Raw genomic sequence first — 14,234 nt, 5'->3', positions numbered from 1 at the left:
CGGTCAGAGAGCATATTCTGAGAGATTACAGTGTCATAAATAAGAATTTTGGGCGATTTCAAACAGGTATCGACAGCTGTACCCTACACGGCTGGCCGAAAACGCTTTTGAGTGCTCCCGTCGAACCGTCAGTCGATGTCTCTCGAAGACCATGCCGAGGAGCTCGCCTCCGACCTCGGTGTTGACAAAGAGGAGGTCATACGCGACCTGGAAAACCTCGTAAACTACTCCGTTCCCATGGACGAGGCCAAGCAGAGCCTCAGACGGAAGTACGGCGATGGCAGTTCAAGCGGCGACGGCACGCCGTCGAGCAAAGCCATCAGCGAGGTTTCGACCGACGACTCGAACGTGACGGTCACCGCCGTGGTGCTCACGTCAGGTCGACGGTCCATCCAGTACAACGGGGAACAGCACGTCATCCGCGAGGGCGAACTCGCCGACGAGACCGGGAAGATTTCCTACACCGCGTGGGACGGCTTCTCTGGCGACCTCCAGCCCGGCCAGACCGTCCGACTTGGCAACGCCGGCGTCCGGGAGTGGGACGGCCAGCCGGAACTCAATCTGGGCGACAGCACCGACCCCGAGGTCGTTGACGAAACACTCGACATTGACTACGATGTCGGTGGCCGCGCCACGCTACAGGCCCTTGCACCGGGCGATCGCGGCATCACTGTCGAGGTGCAGGTGCTGGAATGCGAACAGAAGGTTATCGACGGTCGCGACGGCGAAACGACGATTCTCAGCGGCGTCGTCGGCGACGAGAGCGGCCGACTCCCGTTCACCGACTGGAAGCCTCACGACGAAATCGAAGAAGGAGCATCCGTGCGCCTTGACGAGACGTTCGTCCGTGAGTTCCGCGGTGCGCCGTCGGTAAACGTCTCCGAGTTCTCGACGGTGACCGCGCTGGACCGCACGGTCGATGTTACCGAAGACGCACCGCGGTTGTCAGTCCGTGAGGCCGTCGAGAGCGGCGGCCTGTTCGACGTGGAACTGGCAGGCAATGTCATCGAGGTGCGGGACGGCTCCGGCCTCATCGAGCGCTGTCCGGAGTGTGGCCGCGTCATCCAGAACGGCCAGTGTCGCTCCCACGGCGCGGTCGACGGCGAGGACGACCTGCGGACGAAGGCCATCCTCGACGACGGAACCGACACCGTCACCGCGGTGCTCGATGACGAACTCACCGCCCGCGTGTACGGTGGCGACCTCGACGACGCCCGCGAGCACGCCCGCGATGCGATGGATAAAGAGGTCGTCGCCGACCGTATCAGCGACCGTATTGTGGGCCGTGAGTACGTCGTTCGCGGGTCGCTATCGGTCGACGAGTACGGTGCGAACCTCACTGCCTCGACCTTCGCCGAGGCCGACGACGACCCGGCGACGCGTGCGCAGGCCCTTTTGCAGGAGGCAGACACATGAGTGAATCCGGAGATAGCGGCCCCGGCCGCCGGGAGGTCGCCCATCGGCTGTTCGCCGCGGAGTTCGACGACGCCGACTTCTCGTACTCCGAGTCCGACGAGGAGCGCGCGCCGAACTACGTCGTCACGCCGACCGGCGCGCGAGTCAACCGCCTGTTCCTCGTCGGCGTCCTCACCGAACTCGAACAGGTCAACGACGACGTGCTGCGTGCTCGTGTCGTGGACCCGACCGGCCCGTTCGTCATCTACGCCGGCCAGTACCAGCCCGACGAGCTGGCCTTCCTCGAAGCCGCCGACCCGCCGATGTTCGTCGCCGTCACGGGCAAGGCCCGCACCTTCCAGCCCGACGACAGCGACCGGGTGTTCACCTCGGTGCGGCCCGAAAGCATCAGCGAGGTCGACGCGGACACGCGGGACCGCTGGGTCGTTCAGGCCGCCGAGCAGACCGTCTCGCGGGTCGGCCAGATAGCCAGCGCGAAACAGACCGGTCTGGCCGGTGACGACCTCCGCCAGGCGCTGGTCGACCGGGGCATCGACGAGAGCGCCGCGGCCGGCATCACGCTCGCGCTGGACCACTACGGCACGACCGGCGACTACCTCGACGCGCTCCGAACGACGGCGCTCGACGCCGCTCGCGTCGTCGCCGGCGACACGGATGAAGCGGAAGGGCTGTCGCTGTCACCCGACGACGGGACCGACGACCCGATTCCGCTGCTTGCCTCCCTCGACCTCGACACCGACGTTTCTACAGCAGAGACGACAGCGGACGAGGCAAGCGTGGACGCGGCGGCCGACGAACAGGGGACTGTGTCCGAAGCCAGCGAGCCGGCGACGGAGACAGCCGCTGACGAGCCGGTGGCTGAGACGACAGAGAGCGACACGCCCACGGACGAACCGGCAACGGAGACGGCATCCGAGGACGACACAACTGAAACGACCATCGACGAGGAGCCGGTAGTCTCGGAAACACCGTCGACGACGGAGCCCGAAACCGTCGATACCGAGCCCGAAACGTCGATGGCTTCGTCCACGAGCGAGCCGGAGCCGTCGTCCGGAACCGACGGTACGGCGGGCAGTGAGCCGCTGGAGGAGAGCGGTTCCGAAGCCACCACCACCGAGCCGGAGACGGCCACGTCGACGGCCCCGGACAGCGACGCAGCGACGGCAGACGAGGACCTCGGCGAGTTCGATCCGGAGTTCGAACTGGACGAGGACGAGCGCGAGGAGATCGAGCAGGAGTACGGCACTGACTTCCAGACGGGGACCGAGGTCGACGAGCCCGGCGAAGCCGGCATCGAGACGCCGGACCCCGACGAGGAGGTGCCCGCCGAGGCGGACGCGGACACGGAGGTCGACAGCGAGCCGGAGACGGAGCCCGCCTCCGCAACCGAGTCAGAGACAGAGTCGGAGACAGCGCCAGAAACAGCACCGTCGGCTGAAGGGGACACGACGCTGTCTGGGGCGGAGACGACCGCAGAACCGGCGGCCGAGAGTGACGAGGATGACGACAGCGGCGCGGAGCCATCCGAGGACGTGGACCTCGAAGACGCCGCGATGGAGGTCATGGACGAACTCGACGACGGCAACGGGGCCGACCGCGAAGAACTGCTGGCGGCGGTCGTCGACCGCTACGGGGCCGACGCCGACGCGGTGGACGACGCCATTCAGGACGCCCTGATGGGCGGTCGGTGTTACGAACCCGACGACGGCAAGCTCAAGCCGATATAAACGAACGACGGCTCACAGCCGGTTCCGAGATCGGCTCAGAACGAGCCGCGGTCCTTTTCTTCCCTGCGAACCAACCGAGCGCAGATGCGTGTCGAACCGCTTCCTGGCGTTCCAGCCGCGACAGTCGACACCGACGGGGAGCGGTTGCTGGCGGTCGCAGACTACCACGCCGGCATCGAAGCGGGGCTCAGATACGAGGGCGTCGAACTCCAGTCAGCCGCTGAGGACCGCCGAGAGCGATTACTGGCATGTCTTGACCGCGCTCGCGCCGACCGGCTGGTGGTCGTCGGCGACCTGGGTCACGCCATCGGTGATCCGTTCGCAGACGAGCGGGCGGAACTCGAAGCCCTGTTCGACGCCCTTGACGTGCCCGTGACACTGGTGAAAGGGAATCACGACGGCGGTCTGGAGCCGGTCCTATCTGACCTCGATGCCGATGTCGAGGTAACACCGGGACACGGAACCCGTCTCGGTTCGGTCGGGTTCGCCCACGGCCACACCTGGCCTGCGCCGGACGTACTCGGAGCGGATGTCGTTTGTGTCGGCCACGAACATCCCGTCGTCCGACTCGAAGACAGCGTCGGCGGTGCCCAGAAGGAGCGGGCCTGGCTCCGCGGCTCGCTGGCGAGTGAGCCGTTTTCCGAACAGTTTGGCCAGCCGGTCGAGGACGCACCGGATATCGTCGTTTTCCCGGCGTTCAATGACCGCTCCGGAGGGACGTGGGTCAACGTCGACGGGCAGGAGTTCCTCGCCCCGTTCCTGCCCGAGGGCATGGCGGATACCGAGGCGTTCCTGCTTGATGGCACGCGGTTAGGGGCTTACCGGCAGGTCTAAGCTAGCGCTCTGTACCCGCCTATGCTTCCAAGAGCGCCGCTTCGAGTTCTTCGACCAGTTCTGCGTTTCCGAGGAACGTTGGCGTCCGGTCGTGGATACCGTCCGGTTCGACGTCGAGTAAGGACTGTGAGCCGTCGCTTGAGGCCCCGCCGGCCGCCTCGACGAGGTATGCGAGCGGTGCTGATTCGAAGTGGACTCTGAGCTTGCCGTTTGGATACCCTGACGTCACCGGATACCCGAACAGACCGCCGTATTCGAGCACCTGCGCCAGGTCGGCAACGGTCGCGCCGCCGTAACGCAGCTTCAGGTCCCGCTCGAAGGCCTGGGCGATGTCGTTGAACGTGTCGCTTCGCTCGCCGGTCTTGCCCGCTAACCCGACGACTGTCGGCTCCGCTGGCAGTTCGAACTGGCCCCAGCGCTCGCTGTGCCCGTCCCGGAGGAGGTGCTCTTGGACGACATCGCGGTCGGACCGGGCGATTGTCAGCGTCGTGTATGGGCCGTACAGCACCATCAGCGATGCGACCATTTCCCGGCCTGGCGCGGGGAGTTCGGCGTCGTAAACCCCGATTATCGTCCCCACGGAGTTGTTCGAGGCGAGATTCGAGGAGCCATCGAGCGGGTCGATGGCGATACTGTAGCCCTCGCCACAGTCGACCACGTCGCTGCGCTCCTCGCTTGCGTACGCACCGATGCCGTCGATGTACGCGAGCGCGTCGAAAAACAGGTCGTCGGCCCACACGTCGCCACCGACCTGTTGCTCCCCACTCGGGTTCTCGCCGGCGGCTCTGTTGGCGTAGTTCGCCAGGTTCCCGCTAACGTAGTGGGCCGTGTCCTTTACCGCCCGTTCGATCTCATCAAGCGTGTTCACAGGCCATCACCGGCCGCAGTTGCACAGGCGTCAGTCATGGTTCCACATATCCCAGGGCAACGACATAAGGCTGTACCCGTCGCTCCCCCGCAACGCCCGCAGTGGCCTGGTTACCGACGGGGGACGAGAGAGAGTGACACAACGTGTTTAACCCGGTGTAGTCGCTAGGGAGGGGCGATGACTGACGGGGTCGCTCGCGGCGATGACGCCTTCACTGCGCTCGGGCCGGCCGTCCGCAGTGCGCTCTCCGAGCGCGGCTTCACGACGCCGACCGACCCACAACGAAAGGCGATTCCAACTCTGGCTGACGGGCGGGACGCGCTAGTCGTCGCCCCGACCGGAACCGGAAAAACTGAAACGGCGATGTTGCCGGTCTTCGACGCGCTGGCCGAATCCGGGGACCGCTTTGGCATCGGTGCGCTGTACATCACGCCGCTCCGGGCGCTGAACCGCGACATGCGCCAGCGCCTCGACTGGTGGGGCGAAACGCTCGGCCTCGAAGTAGACGTTCGCCACGGCGACACGACTGACTACCAGCGCCAGAAGCAGGCTAACGACCCGCCGGACGTGCTGGTGACTACGCCGGAAACGCTACAGGCGATGCTCACCGGGTCGAAGCTCCGGACGGCGCTAGAAGATGTCGAGCATATCGTTATCGACGAGGTCCACGAACTCGCCGCGGCCAAGCGCGGCGCGCAGTTGACGGCCGGTCTGGAGCGACTCCGGGAACTGTCCGGGCGGTTCCAGCGAATCGGCCTCTCGGCGACTGTTGGCGACCCACACGAAGTCGGCCGGTTTCTCACCGGCGGGCGGACGTGTGCCATCGTGGAAGTGGACATCGGCAGCCGGCTAGATATCGAAGTGGTTCGGCCCCAGATTACTGACCGCGACGAGCAGCTATCGAGTACACTCGTCACCGACGCCAAAACGGCCAGTCACGTCCGGTACATTGCAGACCTCATCGACGAACACGAATCTGTCCTGCTATTTGTCAACACCCGACAAACTGCCGAAGCGCTTGGCTCGCGGTTCAAGGAACTCGGGACCGACCTTGGCGTCCACCACGGGTCGCTGTCGAAGGAGGCCCGCATCGACGTGGAGGACCGCTTCAAGGCCGGTGACCTCGACGCCTTGCTGTGTACCTCCTCGATGGAGCTGGGTATCGACGTGGGCCACGTCGACCACGTCGTCCAGTACGGCAGCCCCAGGCAGGTGTCCCGCCTCGTCCAGCGGGTCGGCCGTGCCGGCCACCGCCGGGATCTCGTTTCCTCGGGCACGGTCGTCACGACTGACACCGACGACACGTTAGAGGCGCTGGCGATTGCGAGGCAGGCCGAAGGCGGTGATGTCGAACCGGCGGAAATACACGACGGCAGCCTCGATACAGTCGCCAACCAGATCGCCGGGCTGGTGATGGACACCGGCGAGATCCGGGCGATGCGGGCCTTCGAGATACTGACCCGTGCGTATCCGTTCCGGGACCTCGATGAAGCACAGTTCAAGCAGGTCATTGAGGAACTCGCGGCGAACAACGTCATCTGGCTGGACGAGGACCGGGACACGCTGGAGAAGCGCCGCGGGACCTGGCAGTACTTCTATCAGAACCTCTCGATGATTCCCGACGAGGCCACCTACGACGTGGAGGACGTGGCTTCGGGCCAGCAGGTCGGGACCCTCGATGAGAAGTTCGTCGTCAACTTCGCCACGCCCGGCGAGGTGTTCGTCCAGCGCGGAGAGATGTGGCGCATCACGAATATCGACGAGGAAGAGGAAGTCGTGACCGTCTCACCCATCGAAGACCCCGCCGGTGAGGTCCCGTCGTGGGTCGGACAGGAGATTCCGGTTCCGAGAGCCGTCGCCGCGGAAGTCGGCGAACTCCGTCGTGTGGCTGGTCGGCAACTCCAGGACGGCGCGAACACCGAGGCCGTCGCCAGAGACGTGGCGACTCGCTATGCCGCCGGCCCCGAAACCGTCGTCGACGGGCTCTCGCAGGTGGAAAAACACGAAGGGCCGATTCCGGACGACACGACTATTCTGGTGGAGTTCCACGGCCGGGAGGTCATCGTCAACGCTTGCTACGGGCACAAAATCAACGAAACGCTGGGACGGGTCCTCTCGGCGCTGCTCGGCCAGCGAGCGGGCGAATCAGTCGCGATGGAGGTCGACCCCTACCGGATTACACTGGAGGTCCCGCGCCGGATCACTGCCGGCGACGTCATCGAGGTCATCGAGGACACCGACCCCGACCACCTCCCGGTGCTGATCGAACTCAGCCTGAAAAACGCCGATGCACTAAAATTCAAACTGGCGCAGGTAGCGACAAAGTTCGGCTCGCTCAAGCGCTGGCGCGGTCGCGGATCGACGGACTTCGGCCGCGACCGCCTGCTTGCCGCTCTAGAGGACACGCCGATGTACGACGAAGCCCTGCGCGAGGTGCGCCACGAGGACCTCGCTATCGAGGCGACGGCCGACCTTCTCCGGGACATTCAGCGCGGCGACGTGGCGCTCGAAACAGTGGGCGAGCACACGCCAATCGGGACCGGCGGGAACTCATCCGGGCGGGAACTACTCTCACCGGAGAACGCCGACGCAAGCGTCATCAAAACTGTCAGGGAACGCATCCAGAGCGACCGCGTCATCCTCATGTGTTTACACTGCAAGGAGTGGGACCGAAAACAACAGGTCAAGCGCGTGCGCGACCAGCCGTCGTGTCCGCAGTGTGGGTCGACCCGCATCGCCGCGCTGAATCCCTGGGCCGAGGAAGTCGTCTCGGCCGTCCGGACCGACGACAAGGACGACGAGCAGGAGAAGATGACCGAGCGGGCCTACCGCGCAGCCTCACTGGTCCAGAGCCACGGGAAGCGAGCGGTGGTCGCGCTGGCCGCCCGCGGCGTCGGGCCGCACAACGCCGCCCGCATCATCAACCGTCTGCGGGAGGACGAGGACGAGTTCTACCGGGACATCCTCCGGCAAGAGCGGGAGTACGCACGGACGCAGTCGTTCTGGGGTTGAGGGCGGCAGCGTACGCTAGCGAGCTAACTCAGTTCCCGAATCGCGTCCGCGAGTCGCGGCTCGATAGCGTCAGGGTCGGGCGCGTCGACGGTGAGTTTCGTGTGTCGCTCGTCGGCATCGGTCATCTCCGAGAGCAGGCCGGCGCTGCGGTCGACCTCCAGGTACACCGTGAGCCGGTCGTCGTCGAACACCGGGACGATTTCGACCTCGTCGACCCGACCGGAGAACTCGCCGCGCTGTGGTCGGAACTCGAACTCCTGCGCGAAGTTCGCCGAGGTAGTGAACAGGCTCCCGGCGGCTGCCTCGCAGGCCGAGGCGTGGAGCGAGAAGCCGAGGGCATCCAGCGCGTCGAACACCGCTTGCGTGCGGTGCGTGGGCTCGACTTCGATGTAATCCTCATCGCCGGGGTCGACCGCCATCGAGATGTCGAGCCCGGTCTCGATTTCGACGGCCGTCGAGCGCGTGGTCACCGGGGTCTCTCTGGGAATATCGATAGTGGTCTCGAAACGCCGTTGCTCGCCCGCTTCGATAGTGAACGGCTCCGTGAGCTTCCACTGGTCGATAATGGCGTCCTTGTACCCCTCGTCGGACTTGTATTCGGTTTCCAGCGCGAAGTACACCGCGTCAACGTCCTGATCCGTCGACCCGCCCTCGACGTGGATCTCGGCTTGGACGGATTCGCCGGCTCTGACGGTATCTGTCGGCAGAATCGTGTCTACTGTGGCCGACCCGATGCCGATTCTGGAGAGCACGTCTTTCATTGGTATTGTGAAATTCGGCCGTCACATAGTATAAACTTCAGGGAAAGACACTATCGAAAGAATCGGGACTGCGATGGCACACGGCTACGCTTAATTGCAGGGTAGCGGAGCCAGTTAGAACGGTCTCGCCCCGACACAGATGTTCCGGGCCGTCGATTCCACTACAGACACCCGATTAGTCGTCAGACGTCGTCTGCCCGAGCAGGACTGCCCCGGCTGTGTTGCCGTCCAGATCGGTGAGACGGCGGACGGTGAAGTCGTACGGCTGACAGTGGTCACCGTCGGTGCGGAGATTGGCCGTGACGGTGGCTCGCCCACGACCGAGAGACCGATCGACCGCGTCGGTAATCACCTCCCGCTCGGCTTCGGGAAACAGGTCGGTGACCGGCAGCCCTTCGGCTGCTTGTCCGGTGTGGCCTGTAAGCTCACCCGCCCGTTCGTTGCAGTGCTCGATGTGCCCATCTACACTAATGACAAACAGTGGGACCTCCAGCGCATCGAGCGCTTGCTGGATGACCGCACGCTCCTCCAGTAGTTCCTGTTCGTGGTTGTGACGCTCGGTGATGTCAGTAAACGCAACGACCAGTTGTTGGACCTCGCCGTCCGAGATGATCGGCGTAGCGCTGACTTCGTGGATGACTTCCCCGACCGGGTGGTCCAGTGTCAGCGTATAGTCAATCGTCTCGCGCGTGGCGACGCATTTCCGATACGCCCCAGCGATCTTTCTACTGTTTTTCTTCCCAAGTGCTTCAGCTGGAGTCTTACCGATAAGCTCTGACTCTACGAGGCCAGTGAACTCAAGCACCCGTGAGTTGCATCGCCGGAATCGAAACCCGTCCGCTTCGACATCGACGAGGAGGAGTCCGCTCCGCGTGTTCTCGAAAACAGCGGCGTACTCTGCTGTGGTTTCCTCCAGTTGCTTTCTCGACCGATACTGCGCGACAGCGTTGTTTATTCGATTGGCTAGCAGCTCGTACTGCTCAGCTCCGGATTGTTTCTGCAAGTAATCAGTCGCACCGGCAGAAATGGCATCGCTTGCGATTTCTTCGCTTCCCCGACCAGTGAACATGATAAACGGGAGTTGCGGGTGTCGCTCACGGACCGCCTGCAAAAATTCAAGCCCGTCTGTCCCGGGCATCTCGAAGTCTGAAACGACACAGTCAGGAAGAGATCGATCCATAGCCTGTAGCCCGTCGGTGGCACTTGGGACAGTTTCAACAGTGAATCGCTCATCTTCACGTTCAAGTAGCTCAGCCGTCACTGTAGCGAGGGCCTCGTCGTCATCCACAAGAAGAGTGCTAACCTCCCCCATATATGCTGATAGCAGCCGAATGGATTATCTCTTTGCATAGTTCGTACCAATAATGTCATCAAAAGGATAACTGGATGGATGGTCTACCCAACTGCTCTACGATCTATTGAGTCGTACTTTCACTAAGTGTGTCCGTGTTCGTACTATTCTAATAACAATGGTTTATCCGGACCACTCAAAGCGCTCGACGTGCAATGGGGTGTATGACCGAGTGGCGCGACGCGTCGGACCCCGCCTGCCCGGAGTGTGGCGAGCCGCTGGAGCCCACAGCGATGGCCTGCCCACACTGTGACGCGTCGTTACTCACCGATGAACAGACCGAGATGCTCGACGAGCGCCTGACCGAAACGCTGGAATCGATGGACTCCGGTGCGCCGACGTGGGCAGTCACGCTCACAGGGCTTTCGCTCGGCATCGCCATTGCGCCGCTCGTGCTGTACGCCGTCGTCATCCTCGTCGGCGACCTCTCGCTTCCCGTGGCCGTCGGCGTCCTGCTGGCCGGCTGGCTCGGCCCGGCCGCGTATCTCTCGCGGCTTCGCAATCCCAGTGAGGTGCTTGCCCGCGGGCTATACCTCGTTGTCGCCGGCGTGGCCGTGGTTGTGCTTGTGGTCGGCTACGAAGTCCTCCTGTCAGATGGACCGTCAGTGGTCTCGGACCAGACCGCGCTCGTGTCGCTCGGTCTGGCGATTCCGGCAGCGCTTGGAGCGCTCATCGCACGCCGTGCGGCCCGGCGGGCTGACCGGCAGGCCCGCGGGGAACCGGGGCCGCTCCACGAGCGCTTCGGTATCGACGACGACGAGCCCGACAACTGAAAACGCCTAAGCGGGCCGCCGTTCTCCACCCGCCCATGCGACTGGAGGAGTACTGGGGCATCGGCCCGAAGACGTCCGAACTGCTCACCGAGGAGCTGGGTGTCGAGCGGGCCATCGAGGCCATCGAGTCGGCGGATACACGAGCGCTAACTACGGCTGGCCTCTCCCGGGGGCGCGCGACGCGCATCCTCCGGCGGGCGACCGGCGCCGAATCGATGGACCTGCTCGCCACCAGAGATACCCGCGACGTGTACAAGGAACTGCTCGACCTCGCCGAAGAGTACGCGGTCACCGAAGATGCAGCAGACAGCATCCGCGTGCTGACGCCGCTGCCGACCCGGGAGGCGATGGACGAGCGGCTGGACGACGTGCTTGAAGCGCGGGACACCTGGGCTGACCTCTCCGAGTCGGACCAGCGGGCCGTCCTCAGCGCGTTCGACGCCTACGACGCTGACGGGGGCGAACTGGCCGCGGTCGACGTGGCGCTCGCCCTCCGGGACACCGGCATTGAAAGCGGCGTGTTCGAACCGCTAGCGGCCATCGACAGCGAGTCACTGTCGGCCGGTCGAGCGGCACTCGCCGGCCTTGCGGGCGACGGGGAGTCCGTCGGTGCGGGGGCCGACGAGGAACTCGACCGCCTGCGCGACCAACTCGGCCAGATCGAGGACCTCGCGGCCGCTTCGGTGGAGGTCGTCGAGGCCGTGCAAGAGGGTGCGCGGCGGCCAGACGAGTTCCAGGACGCGCTCGTTCGACACGTCACGAGCGAGACAGGCATCGACGCCGCTCGAATCCGCGACGCGATGCCACGAGAGGCAACTGACGCGCGGGACTTCGTCGATGTGGCGCTCCGAGACCTCCGGAATACGCTACGAAGCGACGTACAGGAGCGAGAGGAGGCCGTTGCCGACCGGCTGGAGGACGACCTCGCGGACGCCCGTGAAGACATCGACGCCGCAGTCAAGGCGGTGGACAACATCGCGTTCTCCGTCTCGCTCGCCCGCTTTGCCATCGCCTTCGACCTGACACGGCCCAGCTTTGTCGAGGACCGCAAGACGATTGCAGTGAAGCGAGCACGGAACCTCACCATCGCGGACGTGGAGAGCGTCCAGCCGGTCACCTACGCTATCGGCGACCACACGCTAGAGTTGGACCGAGCGAACCAGCCCCCCAGCGGCGACCGGGTGGCTGTCCTGACCGGCGCGAACTCCGGCGGGAAGACGACCCTGCTGGAGACGCTGTGTCAGGTGCAACTGCTGGCCCAGATGGGGCTCCCGGTTCCCGCCGAGGCCGCCGAGGTGGGTATCGTCGACACCGTCGTGTTTCACCGTCGGCACGCGTCGTTTAACGCCGGTGTTCTCGAATCGACGCTGCGCTCGGTTGTGCCGCCGCTGACCGAGAGCGACCGGACGCTGATGCTCGTCGACGAGTTCGAGGCTATCACCGAACCCGGCTCCGCCGCCGACTTGCTGCACGGACTCGTGACGCTGACCGTCGACCGCGACGCGCTGGGCGTGTTCGTCACCCACCTCGCGGACGACCTCGAACCGCTGCCGACAGAGGCCCGTGTCGACGGTATCTTCGCCGAAGGGCTGAATCAGGACCTCGACCTGCAAGTCGATTATCAACCTCGCTTTGGCACCGTCGGGAAGTCCACACCAGAGTTCATCGTCTCCCGGCTGGTCGCCAACGCCGCCGACCCCGTCGAGCGCAGCGGGTTCGAGACGCTCGCTACAGCCGTCGGTGAGGAAGCGGTCCAGCGGACGCTCTCGGACGCGCTCTGGACCGATGAGTAGCGCAGTTACGACAGCGAACTGGCGACGGCCCGCTCCTCCGCTTCGACTGCCTCAGCGACGTTGGCCAGAAGCCGTCGGACCTCTCGGCGGTTGTACCACCTGATGACCGGCGCGAGAAGGAACTCTGGGAGCGGCCCTGGAACTTCGTAGTCGGCGGCGTAGGTGAGCCGCGTGCCGCCGTCCTCGGGTTCGAACCGCCAAGCGATGCGTCCCGTTAGGTCACCGCGCATCTCGTAGACGATGCGCTCCGGCGGTTCGTAGGTCGTCGCGCGGACCTCACCTGTGAACGTGACCCCAAACATCTCGTACTCGTAGGCGGCGCGATTCCCACTGTTCGGCAGCCGCTCGATGCGCTCGGCACGGGTCAGGCTGGGCGTGACGGCCGCCTGATTCGACGGTTCGTCCATGAACGCGAACACTGTCTCGACTGGCGCATCGAGCCAGCGGTCGTCGGAGGTGTGGACCGTCATATGTGGCAGTTCGCGCTCCAGTATGTTACAGGCTCGGCCACACAGGCAAGCAGACTAGTCCGGATACGGACGACTGCGACCGGTCCCGGCGGCTACAGCCGCCGGGTGCGGCGTGACTGTGCTCTGCTCTTCGAGTCGCGTCGCCGCCTGTCGATGACAGTGGCGAAGTAGAGGTTGTGCATACGTGTGGACTTCCCGGCAGGACTCGAACCTGCGCCGGGCGAGAGCCCGGGTCCGGTTGGGATATTCGGGAAGACGGGAGAGAGTGGAGGGCTGCGCTTACGCGTCACCGGTCACGTCGACGCGGTTGACCGCCATCACGCCGAACCCCGCTTGCAGGAGTTCGGTGCGGCCGTCGGCAGTGTTCCGTTCGTCGTCGACCCGCAGTGTCAGCGACACATCGGCGTCGACCCGGATGTCGGTCCAGGTGGGACGCACGCTTGTCACACGGTCAACGGCCACGTCTTCGACGCCGTCGACGGCCGCGAGGACGCCGGCGACACCGGCTTCGAGGGTCTCGGACCCGCCACGCGGAACGCGCAGTGATACGTCGGCCGATACCTCGGTCGGGGGAGTCGCCTGCAGCGACATAACGCCGACGGCCGGAGTCGAACCGGGCCCAGAGGGCACTCACCAGTCGAGTCGCGTCGGACGGGGACTGCGCGGGTGACGGGCACGTGCGTCCGGCGCGGAGCGGCCGGTAAGGGATTCCCACACCGGGACGATGGGGAACCCGAGGGCTGGACAGCGTGATAGCGACACGGTACGGTACAGGCTCAGGGGCGAGTGGCGACACGTCGACAGACTACACTGGGCGGTGTAGCCTATCAGGCGGAGCAGCCAAGCGGTAGGCAGAGCCCCGCCGCTCGACAGTGAGCCAAATCGAATCCCCACCGCAGTGCGGCGTCCGTGAGTGGGACGCCGGTCCCACGGCGGCGAGCCAGTCTATGGTGCCACGGACGGAATCTTCACCGAGCAGGTGTCCGCAGCGGCCCGTTCCCCGATAAGGGATGCATACTCGACCGTAGCGTCAAGGCTACGTTCGATGGCCGACCGCCCGCTGTACAGCCAGCGAGCGAACGACGTTGGCGCGGGAACGGGAATTGCGTAGGTCATGGGTCACCACGTCGGTGAAAGCGACGTATATGTGACCAGAACTGGTGATATATTAAATCTGTTTCAGACATGGTACCAAATAACAAATATTCGGCGGTCGCTGGCAAGACAGC

Annotated in this window: 12 protein-coding genes; 6 read left to right on the top strand and 6 right to left on the bottom strand. The window is 64.7% G+C overall.

All coding sequences use genetic code 11. The features are described 5' to 3' along the window. The first annotated feature begins 135 nt into the window (after nt 1-135). The 3 genes from AV059_RS14450 (at nt 136) to AV059_RS14440 (ending at nt 3,977) form a co-directional block, all read left to right on the top strand. On the top strand, nt 136-1,416 hold the full coding sequence (locus AV059_RS14450) for a Single-stranded DNA binding protein (RefSeq protein ID WP_058995495.1): 1,281 nt from the start codon (nt 136-138) through the stop codon (nt 1,414-1,416). Next, the gene (locus AV059_RS14445; RefSeq protein ID WP_058995493.1) at nt 1,413-3,143 is read left to right on the top strand and encodes a hypothetical protein; all 1,731 of its coding nucleotides are present in this window, start codon (nt 1,413-1,415) and stop codon (nt 3,141-3,143) included. The genes AV059_RS14450 and AV059_RS14445 overlap by 4 nt, the downstream gene beginning before the upstream one ends. An 84-nt stretch (nt 3,144-3,227) precedes the next feature. Continuing rightward, nucleotides 3,228-3,977 carry a metallophosphoesterase gene (locus AV059_RS14440; protein ID WP_058995491.1) on the top strand — a complete coding sequence of 250 codons (750 nt, stop codon included), beginning with the start codon at nt 3,228-3,230 and terminating at the stop codon, nt 3,975-3,977. A gap of 19 nt (nt 3,978-3,996) precedes the next feature. On the opposite strand, the gene AV059_RS14435 is transcribed toward AV059_RS14440, so the two are convergent. Next, nucleotides 3,997-4,845 carry a class 1 fructose-bisphosphatase gene (locus tag AV059_RS14435; protein ID WP_058995489.1) on the bottom strand — a complete coding sequence of 283 codons (849 nt, stop codon included), beginning with the start codon at nt 4,843-4,845 and terminating at the stop codon, nt 3,997-3,999. Nucleotides 4,846-5,022: 177 nt separating this feature from the next. On the opposite strand from AV059_RS14435, the gene AV059_RS14430 reads away from it, so the two are divergent. Beyond that, complete coding sequence (locus AV059_RS14430) at nt 5,023-7,857, top strand: DEAD/DEAH box helicase (RefSeq protein ID WP_058995487.1); 2,835 nt, start codon at nt 5,023-5,025, stop codon at nt 7,855-7,857. Nucleotides 7,858-7,880: 23 nt separating this feature from the next. On the opposite strand, the gene AV059_RS14425 is transcribed toward AV059_RS14430, so the two are convergent. Both AV059_RS14425 and AV059_RS14420 read right to left on the bottom strand, forming a co-directional pair. Next, nucleotides 7,881-8,618 (bottom strand): sporulation protein, encoded by a 738-nt coding sequence (locus tag AV059_RS14425; RefSeq protein ID WP_058995486.1) that lies wholly within the window; start codon nt 8,616-8,618, stop codon nt 7,881-7,883. Nucleotides 8,619-8,793: 175 nt separating this feature from the next. Beyond that, nucleotides 8,794-9,930: a PAS domain-containing protein gene (locus AV059_RS14420; protein ID WP_058995484.1), complete on the bottom strand. Its 1,137-nt coding sequence runs from the start codon at nt 9,928-9,930 to the stop codon at nt 8,794-8,796. 203 nt (nt 9,931-10,133) lie between these two features. Between AV059_RS14420 and AV059_RS14415 the strand changes: the two genes are divergently transcribed. Both AV059_RS14415 and AV059_RS14410 read left to right on the top strand, forming a co-directional pair. Continuing rightward, nucleotides 10,134-10,742, top strand: a complete 609-nt coding sequence (locus AV059_RS14415) for a zinc ribbon domain-containing protein (protein WP_058997611.1) — start codon at nt 10,134-10,136, stop codon at nt 10,740-10,742. Nucleotides 10,743-10,777: 35 nt separating this feature from the next. Beyond that, the gene (locus AV059_RS14410; protein ID WP_058995481.1) at nt 10,778-12,535 is read left to right on the top strand and encodes a DNA mismatch repair protein; all 1,758 of its coding nucleotides are present in this window, start codon (nt 10,778-10,780) and stop codon (nt 12,533-12,535) included. 5 nt (nt 12,536-12,540) lie between these two features. On the opposite strand, the gene AV059_RS14405 is transcribed toward AV059_RS14410, so the two are convergent. From AV059_RS14405 to AV059_RS22470, 3 genes are all read right to left on the bottom strand, one after another. Next, a complete protein-coding gene (locus AV059_RS14405; RefSeq protein ID WP_058995479.1) occupies nt 12,541-13,005 on the bottom strand; it encodes an SRPBCC family protein in 465 nt (154 codons plus the stop codon). Between the two features lie 279 nt (nt 13,006-13,284). Then, the gene (locus AV059_RS14400; protein ID WP_058995477.1) at nt 13,285-13,596 is read right to left on the bottom strand and encodes a hypothetical protein; all 312 of its coding nucleotides are present in this window, start codon (nt 13,594-13,596) and stop codon (nt 13,285-13,287) included. Nucleotides 13,597-13,950: 354 nt separating this feature from the next. Continuing rightward, entirely contained in the window at nt 13,951-14,121 is a 171-nt protein-coding gene (locus AV059_RS22470; RefSeq protein WP_170096302.1) for a hypothetical protein, read from the bottom strand. Nucleotides 14,122-14,234 lie beyond the last annotated feature (113 nt).

The organism is Haloarcula sp. CBA1127 (assembly GCF_001485575.1).
GTDB lineage: Archaea > Halobacteriota > Halobacteria > Halobacteriales > Haloarculaceae > Haloarcula.
This window is presented reverse-complemented; position numbering and strand designations above follow the sequence as displayed.

What these genes read in the sequence shown, in the direction of transcription:
- AV059_RS14450 (WP_058995495.1), top strand. Translation starts at nt 136, where the DNA reads ATGTCTCTCGAAGACCATGCCGAGGAGCTCGCCTCCGACCTCGGTGTT.
- AV059_RS14445 (WP_058995493.1), top strand. Translation starts at nt 1,413, where the DNA reads ATGAGTGAATCCGGAGATAGCGGCCCCGGCCGCCGGGAGGTCGCCCAT.
- AV059_RS14440 (WP_058995491.1), top strand. Translation starts at nt 3,228, where the DNA reads ATGCGTGTCGAACCGCTTCCTGGCGTTCCAGCCGCGACAGTCGACACC.
- AV059_RS14430 (WP_058995487.1), top strand. Translation starts at nt 5,023, where the DNA reads ATGACTGACGGGGTCGCTCGCGGCGATGACGCCTTCACTGCGCTCGGG.
- AV059_RS14425 (WP_058995486.1), bottom strand. Translation starts at nt 8,618, where the DNA reads ATGAAAGACGTGCTCTCCAGAATCGGCATCGGGTCGGCCACAGTAGAC.
- AV059_RS14420 (WP_058995484.1), bottom strand. Translation starts at nt 9,930, where the DNA reads ATGGGGGAGGTTAGCACTCTTCTTGTGGATGACGACGAGGCCCTCGCT.
- AV059_RS14415 (WP_058997611.1), top strand. Translation starts at nt 10,134, where the DNA reads ATGACCGAGTGGCGCGACGCGTCGGACCCCGCCTGCCCGGAGTGTGGC.
- AV059_RS14410 (WP_058995481.1), top strand. Translation starts at nt 10,778, where the DNA reads ATGCGACTGGAGGAGTACTGGGGCATCGGCCCGAAGACGTCCGAACTG.
- AV059_RS14405 (WP_058995479.1), bottom strand. Translation starts at nt 13,005, where the DNA reads ATGACGGTCCACACCTCCGACGACCGCTGGCTCGATGCGCCAGTCGAG.
- AV059_RS14400 (WP_058995477.1), bottom strand. Translation starts at nt 13,596, where the DNA reads ATGTCGCTGCAGGCGACTCCCCCGACCGAGGTATCGGCCGACGTATCA.
- AV059_RS22470 (WP_170096302.1), bottom strand. Translation starts at nt 14,121, where the DNA reads ATGACCTACGCAATTCCCGTTCCCGCGCCAACGTCGTTCGCTCGCTGG.